Origin of the sequence: Dyadobacter frigoris (assembly GCF_005280585.1) — a bacterium.
Lineage (GTDB): Bacteria > Bacteroidota > Bacteroidia > Cytophagales > Spirosomataceae > Dyadobacter > Dyadobacter frigoris.
The window spans coordinates 65657-82063 of record NZ_SZVO01000009.1 but is presented as its reverse complement, the minus strand read 5'-3'; the positions used below and the strand labels follow the sequence as shown (position 1 = coordinate 82063).

Annotated in this window: 13 protein-coding genes; 10 read left to right on the top strand and 3 right to left on the bottom strand. The window is 40.0% G+C overall.

The genetic code is table 11. The annotated features are described in order from the left end of the window. Positions 1-17 precede the first annotated feature (17 nt). Positions 18-881: an AraC family transcriptional regulator gene (locus FDK13_RS19230; protein ID WP_137341640.1), complete on the bottom strand. Its 864-nt coding sequence runs from the start codon at positions 879-881 to the stop codon at positions 18-20. A 95-nt stretch (positions 882-976) separates the two neighbouring features. Here FDK13_RS19230 and FDK13_RS19225 point away from each other — a divergent pair, with 95 nt between their 5' ends. The 3 genes from FDK13_RS19225 to FDK13_RS19215 all read left to right on the top strand — a co-directional run bounded on the left by FDK13_RS19225 (position 977) and on the right by FDK13_RS19215 (position 4355). After that, positions 977-1489, top strand: coding sequence for a lipocalin-like domain-containing protein (locus tag FDK13_RS19225; protein WP_137341639.1), 513 nt, complete (start codon positions 977-979; stop codon positions 1487-1489). A gap of 288 nt (positions 1490-1777) precedes the next feature. After that, positions 1778-2158 (top strand): YchJ family protein, encoded by a 381-nt coding sequence (locus tag FDK13_RS19220; RefSeq protein WP_137341638.1) that lies wholly within the window; start codon positions 1778-1780, stop codon positions 2156-2158. A gap of 40 nt (positions 2159-2198) precedes the next feature. Beyond that, positions 2199-4355, top strand: coding sequence for a T9SS type A sorting domain-containing protein (locus FDK13_RS19215; RefSeq protein ID WP_137341637.1), 2157 nt, complete (start codon positions 2199-2201; stop codon positions 4353-4355). Positions 4356-4510: 155 nt separating this feature from the next. Here the strand turns inward: FDK13_RS19215 and FDK13_RS19210 are convergent, their stop codons facing one another. Further along, on the bottom strand, positions 4511-5917 hold the full coding sequence (locus tag FDK13_RS19210) for a DUF4270 family protein (protein WP_137341636.1): 1407 nt from the start codon (positions 5915-5917) through the stop codon (positions 4511-4513). A gap of 164 nt (positions 5918-6081) precedes the next feature. Here FDK13_RS19210 and FDK13_RS19205 point away from each other — a divergent pair, with 164 nt between their 5' ends. The 3 genes from FDK13_RS19205 (at position 6082) to FDK13_RS19195 (ending at position 8372) form a co-directional block, all read left to right on the top strand. Next, positions 6082-6810, top strand: coding sequence for a LytR/AlgR family response regulator transcription factor (locus FDK13_RS19205; RefSeq protein WP_170982847.1), 729 nt, complete (start codon positions 6082-6084; stop codon positions 6808-6810). Between the two features lie 161 nt (positions 6811-6971). Next, positions 6972-8009 carry a Kelch repeat-containing protein gene (locus FDK13_RS19200; RefSeq protein WP_137341634.1) on the top strand — a complete coding sequence of 346 codons (1038 nt, stop codon included), beginning with the start codon at positions 6972-6974 and terminating at the stop codon, positions 8007-8009. Between the two features lie 3 nt (positions 8010-8012). Next, on the top strand, positions 8013-8372 hold the full coding sequence (locus tag FDK13_RS19195; protein ID WP_137341633.1) for a DUF4907 domain-containing protein: 360 nt from the start codon (positions 8013-8015) through the stop codon (positions 8370-8372). Between the two features lie 94 nt (positions 8373-8466). Here the strand turns inward: FDK13_RS19195 and FDK13_RS19190 are convergent, their stop codons facing one another. Continuing rightward, positions 8467-9564, bottom strand: a complete 1098-nt coding sequence (locus FDK13_RS19190) for an endonuclease/exonuclease/phosphatase family protein (protein ID WP_137341632.1) — start codon at positions 9562-9564, stop codon at positions 8467-8469. A gap of 175 nt (positions 9565-9739) precedes the next feature. Here FDK13_RS19190 and rimP point away from each other — a divergent pair, with 175 nt between their 5' ends. From rimP to FDK13_RS19170, 4 genes are all read left to right on the top strand, one after another. Continuing rightward, complete coding sequence (gene rimP / locus FDK13_RS19185; protein WP_137341631.1) at positions 9740-10228, top strand: ribosome maturation factor RimP; 489 nt, start codon at positions 9740-9742, stop codon at positions 10226-10228. Positions 10229-10310: 82 nt separating this feature from the next. Continuing rightward, positions 10311-11552, top strand: coding sequence for a transcription termination factor NusA (nusA, locus tag FDK13_RS19180; RefSeq protein WP_137341630.1), 1242 nt, complete (start codon positions 10311-10313; stop codon positions 11550-11552). 78 nt (positions 11553-11630) lie between these two features. Then, on the top strand, positions 11631-14855 hold the full coding sequence (gene infB, locus FDK13_RS19175) for a translation initiation factor IF-2 (protein WP_137341629.1): 3225 nt from the start codon (positions 11631-11633) through the stop codon (positions 14853-14855). A gap of 247 nt (positions 14856-15102) precedes the next feature. Then, positions 15103-16401 carry an NCS2 family permease gene (locus FDK13_RS19170; RefSeq protein ID WP_137341628.1) on the top strand — a complete coding sequence of 433 codons (1299 nt, stop codon included), beginning with the start codon at positions 15103-15105 and terminating at the stop codon, positions 16399-16401. The last annotated feature ends 6 nt before the right edge of the window (positions 16402-16407 follow it).

The window sequence follows — 16407 nt, the reverse complement described above, 5'->3', positions numbered from 1 at the left end:
ACATTATTCCGGTTTTCTTATATTTTCCCTGGTTGATTGGCGACACTTTGCACTCTGCGAAATTCTGATGGATTAATTCCCTTATATTTTTTAAACAAACGGTTTAAATGACTTTCATCTGTATAGTTTAGCTCAAATACAATTTCATTGATCCGCATATCACTATGCAAAAGTCTCATTTCCACCAGTCTTAGCTTGTAATTAATTATATATTGCTGTAAAGTTTCCCCTGTTTGTTTCTTAAAATATTTCCCCAGATAACTTACGGAAATTCCGAGATTTGAACACATTTCCCCGACCTTCAAACGGTCAGGTGTAAATATATTTTCCTGTATATAATGCAATATATCCAAAACCGCTTCGCCCGTATTTTCCTTTATATTTTTGGGGAGTTTCAATGCAATATTTCTCGCTACTACCAGAATAATCGTTTGCACAATCGTCTCTGTTATTTTACTGTGATATAGCTGCTGGTTGTTTTGCTCCTGCACAATATTCTCAACCAGTGACGCAATCAATGGTTTATCAACCCTATTTTTCAGAATACAGCCAGGCCTGTGGCTTGCATTATTAAGGATAAAATCCATTCGTTCAACCCAATCATGATCTTTGTTCAGTTTGATATAAGAAGCGTCAAAACTTAGAAAAAAGAACTTTGTTGGAATGCTGATATCAAAAGAAAAAGTGTCCTGTGGCGTAATCAAAAAAAGATTCCCCTTGCGATAATTAAACCTGTGATTATTGACTAACTGAATTCCTGTACCATCGAGAATATAAATGAGCGTAAAGTAATTGTTCCGGTAATATTTTGACGAAAAAGTGACCAATTCCCTGTATTCAATTTCAAATGGCTGATAAAGCACCCGGGTTTGAACAGACATAATTGTACAGAATTAGTGAGAGTTTGTACAAATGTAGCAATCATTTACTTGTATAATTTTGCCAGTCAAATAAATCAGATTTAAATAATTGCTACATGAAAAAGCTTATTTTACTTACAGGATTTTTAACAATAATGATCCATGCCTTTGCAGGTAAACCGCAAAACAATTCAACCCCGGACAGCACTGACCTGACCGGTTTGTGGACTCTTGTGACAGTCGAAAATATCAATCCGGATGGTAGCAAAACACTTCCTTATGGTATTTCACCCAAAGGATTGCTCGTCTTTGATAAAAGCGGAAACTATGCTATTCAGATATTAAAAGCATCGCGCCCCAAAGTGGAAGCAGGAGACAAAAACAAAGCAACGCCAGAAGAAAATGCAGCACTCGTGAAAGGAAATAATTCCCACTTTGGCACCTACAAAATCAACAAGGACGAAAAAACGATAACCTTTTATGTTGAAAATGCATTTTACCCCAATTGGGAAGGAACAGTCCAGGAACGGTTTTACACTTTATCAAACAACGAGTTAAAATACATTGTCAGAAATACTACCAATGGAGGAGACATTACTGCTGTTGTTATTTGGAAAAAAATGATTTGAATTCACAAATAACAAATTAACAATACACTGTTTATTACAAAGTCAGTGTAAATTCCCTGCCTGAAAACCATGGAATTTACACTGACTTTCATCTGCGGTTTGCTAATAATTCCTGAATCCCGATCCATAATGCTTTTTACTTTCAAGTATCTGCTTTTAATTAAAAATGAGAGAATTATTTTCTTCTATTAAGTTTACATAGAAGTTTGCGACGGTCCCGTAGTGTTTAACGCTTACTTTTGAGAAATTATATCTATAAAACCCAATCGTAAAATTTTAGAAATTACTATGAAAAAATGCTTTTGCGGAGCCAACAAACCATTTTCCGGCTGCTGTGGCCCCATCATCAAAGGACTCAAGGCAGATTCTGCTGAAAAACTTATGCGCTCACGCTATTCTGCCTATGTTACTCATGCAATTGACTACATCATAGAAACAACCCATCCTTCAAAAAGACAGACTTTGGTAAGAAAAGAAATCGAAGAATGGGCCAAAACCAATGTCTGGCAGCAACTCGAAATTGTCAATTCAGGTGAATTTATTGTTGAATTTAAGGCGTCCTTCAAAGACAGAAAAGGTAAAAATCAGATACATCATGAGAAATCTGAATTTGTGTTTGAAAATGATTCCTGGTATTATTTGGATGGAGAGTTTCCGGGAGAATCTTAAATATTTATACCTTTAATAAATTATAATATAAACTCAACAAATGATAAAACTTTACGCGCTCTTTGCATTTCTTTTTTTATCTCTTTCCGCTGCTGGTCAATGCGTTCTGCAAAGCGATATAACCCTAAATTCACAACAAGCTATAACAGATTTCCGGGAAGCGAATTGTACTTGTGTCACAGCTGAAATAAAAGGCAATTTAACTATTGAAGGTCCCGATATTACAGATCTTTCACTGCTGGACTTTGTTGCCACAATAACGGGAGACCTTACTATAATTGACAATCCATTACTTGCAAGCCTGGATGGACTAAATGAAATCGCTTCCGTTGGAGGAGAGCTGGATATTGAAGAGAATCCGGCTTTGACCAGCTTAACAGGCCTGGGAAATATTGTCACAGTTGGAAAAGGCCTGAGTGTAGTTACTAATCCACTGCTTACAAATTTGTCCGGATTGGATAAACTCGCTTCTACCGGAGGCACTTTTCTTATTGCAGATAACGCAGCCTTAACAAGCCTGAATGGAATCACATCTTTAACCTCTGTGTTTGGAATTTATGTTTCAACCAATCCTTTACTAACAGACATTTCTGCATTTAGCAGCATCACGACGCTCGGCGGCGGTTTGATTATTGATACCAATCCGGCATTACTTTCATTAGCCGGACTACACAATATTACTTCGGTTTCTGATGATTTGACTATACTTGAAAATATCAGTTTGCAAGATCTTACCGGACTTGCCAAAATTACCTCGGTTGGCAGAGTGCTTACTATCAGCAAGAATAATGCTCTGGTTAATTTAACTGGCCTTGGGGCGCTGGAAGCTGTTACCTACGAAATTTATATTACCCACAACGACAACCTTCTCCATTTCGCCGGCCTGGACAAGCTTACTGTTATTAATGGTTTGTTTGTCGATAATAATACAAATCTTCTGGATTTGAATGGCCTGAGCAGTGTTACTGAAATAAAAGGAGACCTTTCCGTTACCTTTAATCCTGCAATAATTTCAGTTGATGGATTAGATAACCTTACCTCCGTCGATGGAAAAATCTCATTTTTATACAATCCCGTTTTGGCCGATATCGGCAGCCTTTCAAAATTGACTACAGCTGGAGATGCGATGACAATACTTGTAAGTCCGCTTACATCGCTGGAAGGCCTAAAAGCATTGACCACGGTTGGGGGCGACTTTACACTTGTCGGAATCTCAGGTATCACAAATCTCAATGGTCTTGATAATCTTACAACAATAGGCGGTTTCCTATTGATTGAAGGAAATGTGACGTTAACTGATTTAACAGGAATTGAAAAACTCACTACCGGAATAACGAATATAGGCATCGTAGGCAATCCATTATTAACCAGCTTAAATGGCCTTGAAAATCTGACAACTATTTCTGGTGATTTAACTATTTCGAGTAATGAAGCACTTACAGATATCAGTGCTCTTTCCAAACTCTCGGGTATTCCCGGAGACCTCAATATATCAGATAACACGCTTTTGCAAATTTGTGCCATACAGCCAATTTGTACCTTTTTAATAAGTAGTACTGCTGAAAATACGATTATTGAAAATAACAATGCCGGTTGCGCATCAATTTCGGAAGTGAGTTCAGCCTGCTCGGCACTTCCGGTTACACTGATCAGTTTTGAGGTAAAAAAGAAAATTACGGATAACTTATTACCCGCTGCGCAGCTTTTATGGAGTACCGCTTCGGAGACAGAAAGTGATCGTTTTGAAATACAATACAGCAATAATGCTGCAAAAACCTGGCAGGTGCTGGGTACTGTTGCAGCCAGAGGAGAAAGCACTACGGTGATGCATTATTCTTACCTGCATCCAAATCCTGTTAACGGAGAAAATCTTTACCGGTTAAAAATGATTGATAAAGACGGCTCGTTTGCATACAGTCGCATGGCTGGTATAAATTTTGACGATCTGCAAAATGCCGTAACGGTTTATCCGAACCCTGTAAGCGATCAATTATTTATCCGGACTAATCTGCCGGAATCTCAAAAAGTGGAAATCTTTAATATTTCCGGTAAAAAAGTTTTTGAATCCGGCAAAGCGGGCCTGCATGCCGGGTTGGTTAACCAATTAAGCTTTAACAAGTATTTAAAAGGTTTATATTTTATCAGGATTACGGGAGAAAACGGGGAAGTAACTGTAAGAAAAGTATTGAAGGAATAGAAAAACAAGAGCTTTCTCTTAGTATTTCAACAAAATAAAAAAACACTGAATTTTAATACATTACCAAATAAAAAATTCCAGATTAAAGAATCAGATTTCTGAAAACTTTAACCTGGAATTTTATTTATTTTTGGATATTCTTAATCAAATCAATTTTATGGCGCCTTGTACGTTGTGTAATACAATTCCAACTTAACACCTGGCTCACTTGGATGTAGCTGATCTCCCACTACAAGACGCGTCAGTCCTTTTGAAAACTCGCTATTAAGTTCTGGAAAAGATGAGCTTCTTCCCTGGTCACCATTCAGTGCCGAAGTCACAAACATCAACCCATTGGTTTCTTCTGATGCACTTGCAAGAATCGTAGTGAATTGGCCACTTACATCAAAAAGGTAATATTGCTTGTTATTGATCATGTCGTTGATAAAAGTTCCGGTAACAACTTTGCTCGCAAGATCAGACAAACCAATTGGAAATCCTCCGGATCTATAAAACTGATTGAATTTATCGACCAGAAACACATGCAAGGTTTGGGGCGGTGCATACGGATATTCCATAGAACGTTGCAAGGGCGTAACTCTCAAAAATGCCCTGTTTGGCACTGAATATTGAACATATTTGAGATTTCTTACAGTTGGAAAATCAGCTCTTAGCATTATGCCTGTACCTCCCTGTATATACCCTTGATTTCCGGACTGTTCTGATGGCAATGAATTTCTGCTGTTAAGTAATGGTAATTTCGCAAGATTTGTAGCAGATCTATCTCCCAAAATTTGGTTATACTCTGCTTGTACCTTAAACGTCCCAACGCCTCTGGTAACTCCATCTTGTTGTTCTGTATGATAATGAAGTTCTATTACTGTGCTGTCACTAAAACTTTGGAACCCTACTACCGAACCGTTGTCTTTGGCATCTGACATAAGCACAAGTCCTTTTAGTACCTCTAGCCACTGTTCATTTGACGTCAAAAGATTGGCAACGCTTAAATCAAAAATCTTTTTCCCCAGAACATCAGACAATTTAAATCTTACAGCCTGTGTAACACTTGTCGGGGTTGGAGCGAAACTTTTTTTCCCAAGCGGAGTTGCATCAAATGGCGTGGTACTAAAATTTGAGAACGAACTCGTCAGCGTTATATCCTGAGTTAGCGGATACAGAGAAAAATTTGAAACCTTCGTTGTATCACCATAATAATATTTATCATACGGCACCTTAAAAACGAGTGAATCGTACACAGCAAGATCAGGAATACCCAAAGCACTTACAAATGCTGGCTGAAAAAAAGCGGCCGCCTGCATTTTACCAAAATACGGATCTACGTATCGCCCTACCAACATGCGCGATGAAGACCCCGTCATGACAGAATCCATTGCCACCGTTGTCAGCTTCACAAGACTGGTATCGGAAAACAAAACCATGAAATCATCGGGATTCTGCTGCTTAAGAGCAACGACTTCGTCGCCCCATTGACAGCCTGACATTGATATGCACAAATATAAGCCGGCAAAAACGGTGGAAACCGGCGTGAAAACCCTTTTAGAAAAATAACGAATCAATTTCATTTAGCGCAAGAACAGTAAAAATGCAAAAATATCAGATATAAACCTGAATAACAAAAGGAATTAGACAAACAGGCAAAATGTGTAGACCAAAAATAAATGCAACAAAATTGCCAGTTCGCTCGTATAGCTATATATTACATCCGAAATTGCGTTTTAAAGTACATATGAGGAAGATTAATTGTATTGTAATTGATAGTAATAAGCCTGATTTAGAAATTTTAAGTCAACACATTAACAGCATTCCTTTTTTTGAACTTTCGGGTGCATTCAAAAGCTCAGAGGATGCTGTCGATATTCTTAGAACGCAAAAAGTAGACCTTCTATTTTTAGACATTGAAAATTCAGGTATTTCAGGGCTTAAATTTTTAGAAAGCATTTCTTACAGTACCCGGGTTATTATCACAACAAAAGAAGGACATTTTGCGTTAGAAGCTTTTAACCTGAGTGTGCTGGACTATTTGCTGAAGCCCTTAAACAAGGAACGTTTCAGGAAAGCGGCTGATAAGGCTTATGAGCTTTTCAGTCTTTTAAGTCTGCGTGACAGGAGAAATTATCCGTTGGATGAGCCGTCAGCCAGTCAGGAATATTTATTTGTAACCTCGGATTACGCTTTGGTAAAAATAAAACTCTCGGATGTGACGTACGTGGAGGGACTCAAAGATTACCTGAAAATTTATTTTGTCAGTCAGATAAACCCCGTCGTCACAAGGATGACCATGAAGGCTTTGGAAGAGAAATTACCCGGAAATCAGTTCTTCAGGGTGCATAAATCTTATATTGTTTCCATCGATAAAATAGACATAATAAGGAGCCAGCGCATCAAAATAGGAGCCAATACCGTACCGATCAGTGATGGCTATTATGAAACTTTTCGGCAAAAAGTAAATATATAATTTCTCTAAGCAATAACAAGATGTTATGTTTGCAGTAAATTTGGTCCAAACGTGTCTTCATCTACACAATCGGCCAATTCATCGCAATTATTTTTTTTATCGTTAGTCTACTTCGATTTTTGTATTCATTTGTATTAATTAGTCAAACCAGAATTTTTTCCATGTTTAATACCTTAAAAAAGTCATCGTTAACCCTTTTAATCGCTTCAACCGCGTTATTTCAATTCGGATGTAACAACGACAGCGATCCTGATAAAGTAGGAAATTGGTACAAAAAAGGTGTCCCTTCTTTTGGTGGTTCGCCGCGTAACGGAGCAGTAAGCTTCTTGATCAACAACATCGGGTACATTGGTACAGGTTATACAAGTGAGAGTGTTGCAAGAGCAAAAGATTTCTGGTCGTTTGACGCTGGAGCGAAAATCTGGTCTCAGGTTGCCCCATTTACAGGTACTACAAGAAATGATGCGGTTGCATTCGTTTCAGGAGGAAAAGCGTACGTCGGAACAGGATATGACGGTATTACTACAATAGACAACGGTTATAAAAAAGATTTTTATCAATATACGCCTTCTACCAATACCTGGAAAGCAATTGCTGACTTTCCTGGTGTTCCACGTCAGTACGCTTCAGCGTTCACGGTTGGTGATAATGGTTATGTAGGCCTGGGCTTTAGCAGTGCTGGTTATTTTCAGGATGTATACAAATACAACGCAGCTACCGATACATGGACGGAAATGGCTACTTTCCTTGGTGGCAAAAGAAGAGGTGCATCAACCTTCACCATTGGTGCTATTGCTTACGTAGGTTTTGGTACGAATAACTCAGGAACAAACGTAAGAGATTTGTACCAGTTCGAACCGGCAGGTAACGGAGGAAAAGGCTTGTGGACTCAGAAAACTGTATTTAACGATGATAATGGTACATTTCCGACCTTTCGTTCAAGTGCATTCACATTCGTTATTAACAATCTTGGTTATATCGTAGGTGGTGCAGGTAACTCAGATGTTTGGGAATATGACCCAACTACAGATATCTGGTTGGAAAAAACACCTTTCCCATCGGCACGTGGTTATGCAGCCGGTTTTGTAGTAAACAACATTGGTTATTTTGGTACAGGCCTTTCCGGTTCAAGCCGTTTTGACGACTTTTGGGGTTTTGACCCAACTGCTGTGAATGACGACGACGACAACGTTAACTAAGACGTGACGAAAAAGTCAATCATAAAAATTGCTCTGATTTGCATTTTGGCCTTCGCTGGTGCAGCTTATTTATTTTTCCACAAAGGTGATAAAATAAGCTCTGACAGCGAAGGTCTTCGCAATTTCAAGGTAGCTGCCATTCCGCTGGATTCAGCGGAATGGGGATATCGGATATACCAGGATACAATTCCTGTAATCGAGCAAAAGTTTATTCCCGGCGTGCAAGGCAATGCAGGGTTTAAATCAGAAGAAGAGGCGCTGAAAACTGCGGGACTGGTGAAGAGTAAGCTCGAAAAGGGTATCTGGCCACCAGCCGTTTCAGCAGAGGAACTGGATAGCATGGGAATTACTTTCCAGCACTGAACCGAAGAGGTTTAAAATACAAAGAAAGGGGTTGGAAGCTATATTGGCCTCCAACCCCTTTCTTTATACGTTGCTAAAAGTTCTGCTTATCAGTCTATATTTTGAACTGGTACGTACCCAGACAAGGGTAGTGATCGGAATATTTTATTTTGTTAAAAGTCTTAAAATCACGTGCGTCCAGTTTTTTATCATCATAAAACTGATTATCGATGCGAATAAAATAAGGAAGGTGGTTGAATGAAAAACCAAACCCTTCTCCCCTTGTTTCAAAAGCATTATTTAATAATTTCCTGCATTTTCCATAAACATAACTATAAGGCGTTTCGTTAAAATCACCACATAAAATTATTGCATAGGGAGATTCTTTAATCCATTTTTCAAGAATTTTCGTCTCCGATACCCTGGCAATAAATCCCTTTTTCATTTGCGATAACGTTCCCCTTGTCTCTTTTTTGATACCGGACATTTCCTTCTGGCTAACCAGTTTTGAAAGCCTTAACGACATCGAATACAGATGCACACCCACCACTCTGAGCGTATCTTTTCCAACTGCAATATCAATATACATAAGTCCGTTCTGTGCCTCGGTAGGATTTTCCTTATGATTTATAATGGGATATCTTGAAAACATGGCCAATGTTTTAAAAGTTGTCCCATCCTTCATCTTTCTATTATCCAGCATGTTAGAATATCGATACCCCGATTTTCTGAGAAATTCAACGATTCTGAAATCAGATCTGTAATCTTCATTATTAAATTCCGGCATACAAAGTACATCAGCATCCTGATCAACGATCCACTTTTTCATTTTGTTAGTTTCGGCATCGTCGGCTCTGGAATGGTCCGGCCTGATCCAGAATCCAAAAACATTATAATTAAGCACTTTAAAAACTTTCTTTTTGTTCTCTTTCGTACTTAAATCAATAACATCTTTCTTGAATTGATAAGTTCTGTCAAGGAAAATACCGGACAGGAAAATTAAAAACAGCGGGGCCAGCGCTTTTTTTGAATCAACCAATAACCAGAAAATTACAAAGCCAATGTTGATCAGCACCGTAACCGGAAAAGACATCATTAAAAACCCCGGCAACCAGTGGGACGAAGGCACCCAGAACGTTAAAGCATAAACCAGTAAACTATAAACGGCGAAACACTTAAACAAAAACCAAAAAAAACCTTTCAATCCTTTCACAATACAATATGATTTCAGTGCTTTTACAAAAATAGAGGAACACTTTGAATAAAGAACACTTCACTCAGAGTTTGTACAAATCATAAAAAAGTTTTACATTTGCATAATAATTCGAGTTTGATCGGTTGATTGAGGGGGGTATTTGATCCCCTTTTTTATTTGTAGTACATCTTACATGACAATAAAAGAACATTTGGAAGTTTTGCTGGCTCCGTTTATGGAGGAAGGCAATTATTTTCTGGTGGATATTCAGGTTAAGGCTTCTAAAACAAGTCAGAAAGTAATCATTCTCGTTGATAAAGACGAAGGTATTACAATTCAGGAATGTACATCCATTAGCCGCAGGCTCGCAAAACAACTTGAAGAACTGGAAGTTTTCGCTGAGGCATATACCCTGGAAGTTTCTTCTCCCGGCCTGGATCAGCCTCTGGTTCTGCTTCGCCAATATTTGAAAAACCTGGGTAGAAATTTAAAGGTGACTTTAAAAACAGGAGAGATAATTTCGGGTCAGTTAATTGAAGCAAAAGAAGATGAAATAAAACTTCAATTGCCGGAGCCTAAGAAAAAATCAAAAATACCTTTGGATGAAGCTTTGCTGAAACGGGATATCCCTACGGATCAAATCTCGAAAGCAATGGTAGAAATCTCGTTTAAAAACTTATAACTCAGATTAATCATTAATCTGGTTTGCAGGAAATTATATATTATGTATAACTTAGTATCAGCAAATATTCTTAAGCATAACAATGGATAGCGGAATATTAATTGAGTCATTCGCGGAGTTTGCAAGCTCTAAAAACATTGATCGTCCTACGATGATCAGCGTTTTGGAAGAAGTGTTTCGTACCATGATTCGTAAAAAATACGGCACTGATGATAATTTTGATGTAATCATTAACCCGGAAAGTGGTGACCTTGAAATGTGGCGCACCCGTGAAATTGTCGACGACAACTCAGAAGATATTTGGGATTACAACAAAATACCTCTTGCAGAAGCCAGGAAAATTCAGACTGACTTTGAAGTAGGTGAAGAAGTTGCTGAGGAAGTGAAGCTGGTTGAATTTGGCCGCAGGCTGGTTCAGACAGCACGCCAGACCCTTATCCAGAAAATTAAAGATATGGAGAAGGAGATCATGTACGAAAAATACAAGGATCAGGTGGGCGAAATGATTACAGGTGAAGTATACCAAACGTTGCGTCATGAAGTAATCATTATGGACGGTGAAGGAAATGAACTTTCTCTTCCACGTACAGAGCAAATCTCCAAAGACCGTTTCCGTAAAGGAGAATCCGTAAAATCGGTGATCCATAAAGTGGAAATGAATAATGGCACACCAAAAATTACTTTATCCAGAACTTCTCCTGTGTTCCTTGAACGCTTGTTTGAAGTAGAAATTCCTGAAATTTATGATGGGATTATCGCTGTGAGAAGAGTAGTGCGTGAACCAGGTGAGCGTGCAAAAGTGGCTGTTGAATCATACGATGACCGCATCGATCCGGTTGGAGCGTGTGTGGGTATGAAAGGTTCAAGAATCCACTCAATCGTTCGTGAGCTTGGTAATGAGAACATCGACGTTATCAATTATACTGAAAATCTTGAACTGCTTATAAGCAGGGCATTGAGTCCGGCAAAAGTAAGTTCGATGCAGATTGACCGCGAGGCAAAACGCGTATCGGTATTTTTGAAACCCGATCAGGTTTCGCTTGCAATCGGAAAAGGCGGCCAGAATATTAAACTGGCAGGCAAACTGGTTGGTATGGAAATTGATGTATTCCGTGATATCGAAGAGCATAATGACGAAGATGTAGATCTTTCGGAATTCTCTGATGAAATCGATGCATGGATGATCAGTGAACTGCACAAAATAGGATTGGATACCGCTAAAAGTGTTTTAGCGCTTAACAAAGAAGAACTTGTTCGACGGACAGATTTAGAAGAAAATACCGTCGAAGATATTCTGGATATCCTTCGTAAAGAGTTTGAATAATTACAAGAATATGTGGAGGTATTGACATAGTGTTTATATTTCCACGGATGCAAAAACTTTTTTCTACAAATTGCTAATATGGCAGAAGATAAAATGATGCGCCTAAGCCAAGTGGCAAGGATCCTGAACGTAGGAATTACTACGATCGTGGATCATCTGTCTGCCAAAGGGTACAAGGTGGAAAGTAACCCCAATACCAAAATTAATTCGGATCAAATTGACTTTCTTGCGAAAGATTTCAAGTCTGATGACCTCAAAGCCTCATGGACTCCAAGAAGCAATGCTTCAGAACCTGTTGCTGAAATTAAGGAAGAAAAGCTGAAAAGTGATGTGGACGGAATTTTGTACTTCCGTAATGCACCCGCTAAACCTATTGAAGAAAAACCTCAGGTGGAAGAAAAGGCTGAGCCTGCTCCTTCCGCTTTTGAAAACAGATTACCCGGGATCAAGGTGGTAGGAAAGATTGATCTGGACGCTAATAAAAGACCTGCTCCCGCCCAACCGGAACCAGTAAAGGAAACTGTTCAGGAGGTTAAGATTGAAACCCCGCCTGCACCACAGCCGCAGCCAGTAGCAGAAACTCCTAAACCGGAAGTGAAAGCGGTGGAACCTGTGAAAGAAGTGCCGCAGGAAGTTAAGCAAGAAACACAGCCTGTGGTAACCCCGCCGGTTGAAAATATAATAATCGAACAACCAAAGAAAGAGATAGTTGCTGAAAAAGAGGTAGTAGTTGAAAAACCGGAACCAAAACCGCCGGTTGTACAACCTGTTGCCGAAGTGAAGCCGCCAACTCTAAAAGAAGAGTCAAAACCGGTGGAAACTCCTGTAAAAGAAACGACCCCTCCTATCACTCCTATTGCTGAAAGCAAAACGGGTCCAGAAAGCAACGCTGTTGCTCCTGAATCCAATGAGTCCGAATTGATTGAAGCGCGCGGAGAGCAGCTTCGTGGTCTTCGGGTCATTGGGAAAATTGAACTGCCTTCGGACAGGGTTAAGAAAAAAGACCCTGTTGCATCAAGCGATTCGGCAACCGACAAAAAACGTCGCCGGAAAAGAAAACGTATTCGTGACGGCGCTTCGCCGGAAGTGAAACCAGCTGTTGCCGGTGCAACAACTACGCCTGCCGCAGGAACCGGAACACCTTCGACTCCTGGCGCAACCGGAAACAGAGATAATAACAACCGCGACAGAACCAGAACGCCTTATCAGGGAAATAACCCTAATAATCCACGTCCGGCTAACACAAACACAGGTTCTGGCCCAAGCAGACCAGCCACCGGAGCACCAGGCACAACGCCTCCTGCAACGGGAACTACTGCCGGAGCAACCAACAGCTCTGCCGGATCAGCAGCAAATAAAGGCCGCACCAACAACAGAAGAGGCGGAAAAAGAGAAGAAGTTTCTGACAAAGAAGTTGCTGACAACATCAAAGCCACAATGGCAAGAATGGGCGGAGGTAACAGCCGTACCGCAACCCGTGGAAAAGGATTACGCCGCCGCGACCGTGCAGATCAGAATGATCCAAACGCAGACGGACTTGAAGAAACAAAAGTACTTCGCGTAACAGAATTCGTATCAGCAAACGACCTGGCTTCTTTAATGGAAGTTACGGTTCAGGAAGTAATTTCGGTTTGTATGAGCATGGGTATGTTCGTTTCTATCAACCAGCGTCTGGATGCAGAAGCAATCACATTTATTGCTGATGAATTCGGATTTGAAGTTGCCTTTATCTCAGCAGAGGAAGAGGTTCAGAATGATGTTGTTGAAGAAGTTGATACAGAAGAAAGCCTTATAGAAAGAGCTCCGATCGTAACGATCATGGGTCACGTCGATCACGGTAAAACATCTCTTCTGGATTATATCCGTTCAGAAAACGTTGCCAGTGGTGAAGCAGGTGGTATCACCCAGCACATCGGTGCATATAGCGTAAAAACAAAAACAGGCAAACAGGTTACATTCCTTGATACACCGGGTCACGAAGCCTTTACAGCGATGCGTGCCCGTGGAGCGAAAGTTACCGACGTTGTAATTATCGTAATTGCGGCGGACGATAGTATCATGCCGCAAACACGTGAGGCGATTAATCACTCACAGGTTGCAGGTGTACCAATCGTATTTGCATTCAGTAAGGTAGATAAAGCAGGTGCCAACACGGAGAAAATTCGTGAAGAACTTGCCAACATGAATATATTGGTAGAAGAATGGGGTGGTAAATACCAGACTCAGGAAATATCTTCAAAATCAGGTTTGGGTATTGATCTTCTTTTGGAAAAAGTACTTTTGGAAGCAGAATTACTTGAACTTAAAGCAAATCCAAACCGCCGTGCGATCGGTAGCGTAGTAGAAGCATCTTTGGACAAAGGACGCGGATACGTTACAACGATCCTTGTTGAAACAGGTACTCTGAAAGTGGGAGACGTAGTTTTGGCAGGTGCACACTTTGGTAAGGTTAAAGCGATGACTGATTATCTTGGTCGTAAGCTGAAAACTGCCGGACCATCTATGCCAGTTCAGTTACTTGGTTTGAATGGTGCGCCGCAAGCGGGTGATCGTTTCAATGTATTTGAAAACGAACGTGATGCACGTGACATCGCTGTGAAACGTGAGCAGATCCAGCGTGAACAAACAATTCGTACTCGCAAGCACATTACACTGGAAGAAATTGGCCGTCGTAAGGCGATCGGTAGTTTCCGTGAGCTTAACCTGATCATTAAAGGTGACGTGGATGGATCTGTGGAAGCACTTTCTGATTCGTTATTGCAACTTTCAACAAATGAAGTTCAGGTTAATATCATCCATAAAGCAGTAGGACAGATCTCCGAATCGGATGTCAACCTTGCCATTGCTGCGGATGCGATCATCGTAGGATTCCAGGTTCGTCCTTCTTCAAATGCGAAGAAAATGGCAGAACAGGATCAAATCGAGATTCGTCACTACTCTGTAATTTACAGCGCGATTGACGAGATTAAGGACGCGATGACAGGTATGCTTGCGCCAACAATCGAAGAAATTATTACTGGTAATATCGAGATTCGTGAAGTGTTCAAGATCAGCCGCATCGGTACAATTGCCGGATGTTATGTTACGGATGGTTTCGTGAAACGAAGCAACAAAATCCGTATCGTTCGTGACGGTATCGTACTTTTAACCGGAGAAATCGACTCGCTGAAACGTTATAAAGACGATGTTCAGGAAGTTAGAAACGGTTATGAGTGTGGTTTGAGTATCAAAAACTTCAACGATATTGAAGTGGGAGATATCATCGAAAGTTTCGAACTGCGTGAAGTGAAGAGATCACTTTAATAAATAGAGAATATAATTAAGAAAGCCTGTTTTGAGAAATCAAGACAGGCTTTCTTTTTTTTATCCAAAAAGAAAATAGTTGAGAATTTCAATACCTATCTGAATTACATTAATTATTTGTTCATTGATAACAATTCAAACATCAAACTTAATTATTTTCATTTGCAGGTAAATGACCCTAATAAAACGTTTCAACGATTTTTAAAACCGGGCTGTATTCAATATATTTGAATTAAACCCTGACACTATGTTTTCCGCTTCCGGATTAAAAAAACACAATACTACCCTATCCACAGAAATCCTCGCCGGTTTATCTTCGTTTCTCGCAACGGCTTATATTATCGTCGTCAATCCATCCATTTTAAGTCAGACGGGAATGCCATTTTCGGCTGTGTTTACAGCGACGATTCTGGTTTCTTTTTTCAGTAGTCTGATGATGGGTTTATATGCAAACAATCCGATTCTGGTTGCGCCGGGAATGGGATTGAATGCTTTTTTCACCTTTACTGCGGTGATGACTGATAAACTTAGCTGGCAGGTAGCACTGGGGACGGTTTTCTGGTCAGGTATTTTCTTTCTTTTACTCTCAGTTTTCAATCTCCGCTCCTATATTGTTAAAGCAATACCAAAACCTTTACGTTATGCAATTGCTTCCGGTATAGGCCTTTTTATTACACTGATCGGTTTTGCCAATGCAAAATTCATAGTCGTAAATCCGGCAACGATGGTTGGTTTGGGACAATTAAATGCCTCTACACTAACCTTCGTTGCCGGACTAATAATCACTGTGATTTTGCTAATCAGAAAAGTAAAAGGAGGTATTCTTATCGGTATTCTTTTAACCAGTATTTTAGCATGGCCAATCGGAAGATGGTGGGGAGGAACCGACGCTATTGTCACAATCAATGATATTATAGCCAAGCCAGATTTCAGTTTATTGTTTCAGCTCGATATTGTTAACTCTTTAAAGTGGAGCCTTGCCCCTATTATTCTGGCTTTTGTTTTCACGGATATGTTTGACAGCCTCTCCACTTTTGTAGGACTAGCCGAAGCTGCCAATCTTTTGGATGAAAACGGCGAGCCACGAAATATTCGAAAATCCTTAATCGTCGATGCTTTTTCGACTACCATAGCCGGACTTACCGGAAGCAGTCCCGGAACAGCCTATATTGAATCCGCGGTTGGTATTGAACAAGGTGGAAAAACCGGCCTGACGGCCGTTGTAGGAGCCATATTATTTTTGCCTTTCCTTTTTTTGTCCCCACTTATCAGTGCTATACCGGCGATTGCCACGGCTCCGGCACTCGTCTTAGTTGGCGTATTTATGATGAAACCTGTGGTGAAAATAAACTGGGATCAACTTCACGAAGCATTTCCGGCTTTTTTAGCGATGGTTCTTATTCCATTTACTTATTCCATTACCCAAGGAATTATCTGGGGGTTTCTAAGTTGGACAGCACTTCATATTGCGACCGGAAGAGCAAAAGAAATCAGCCTCGCGCTTTGGATCATTAACGTTTTTGCAATACTTGCCTTAATTTTTTAAAACATA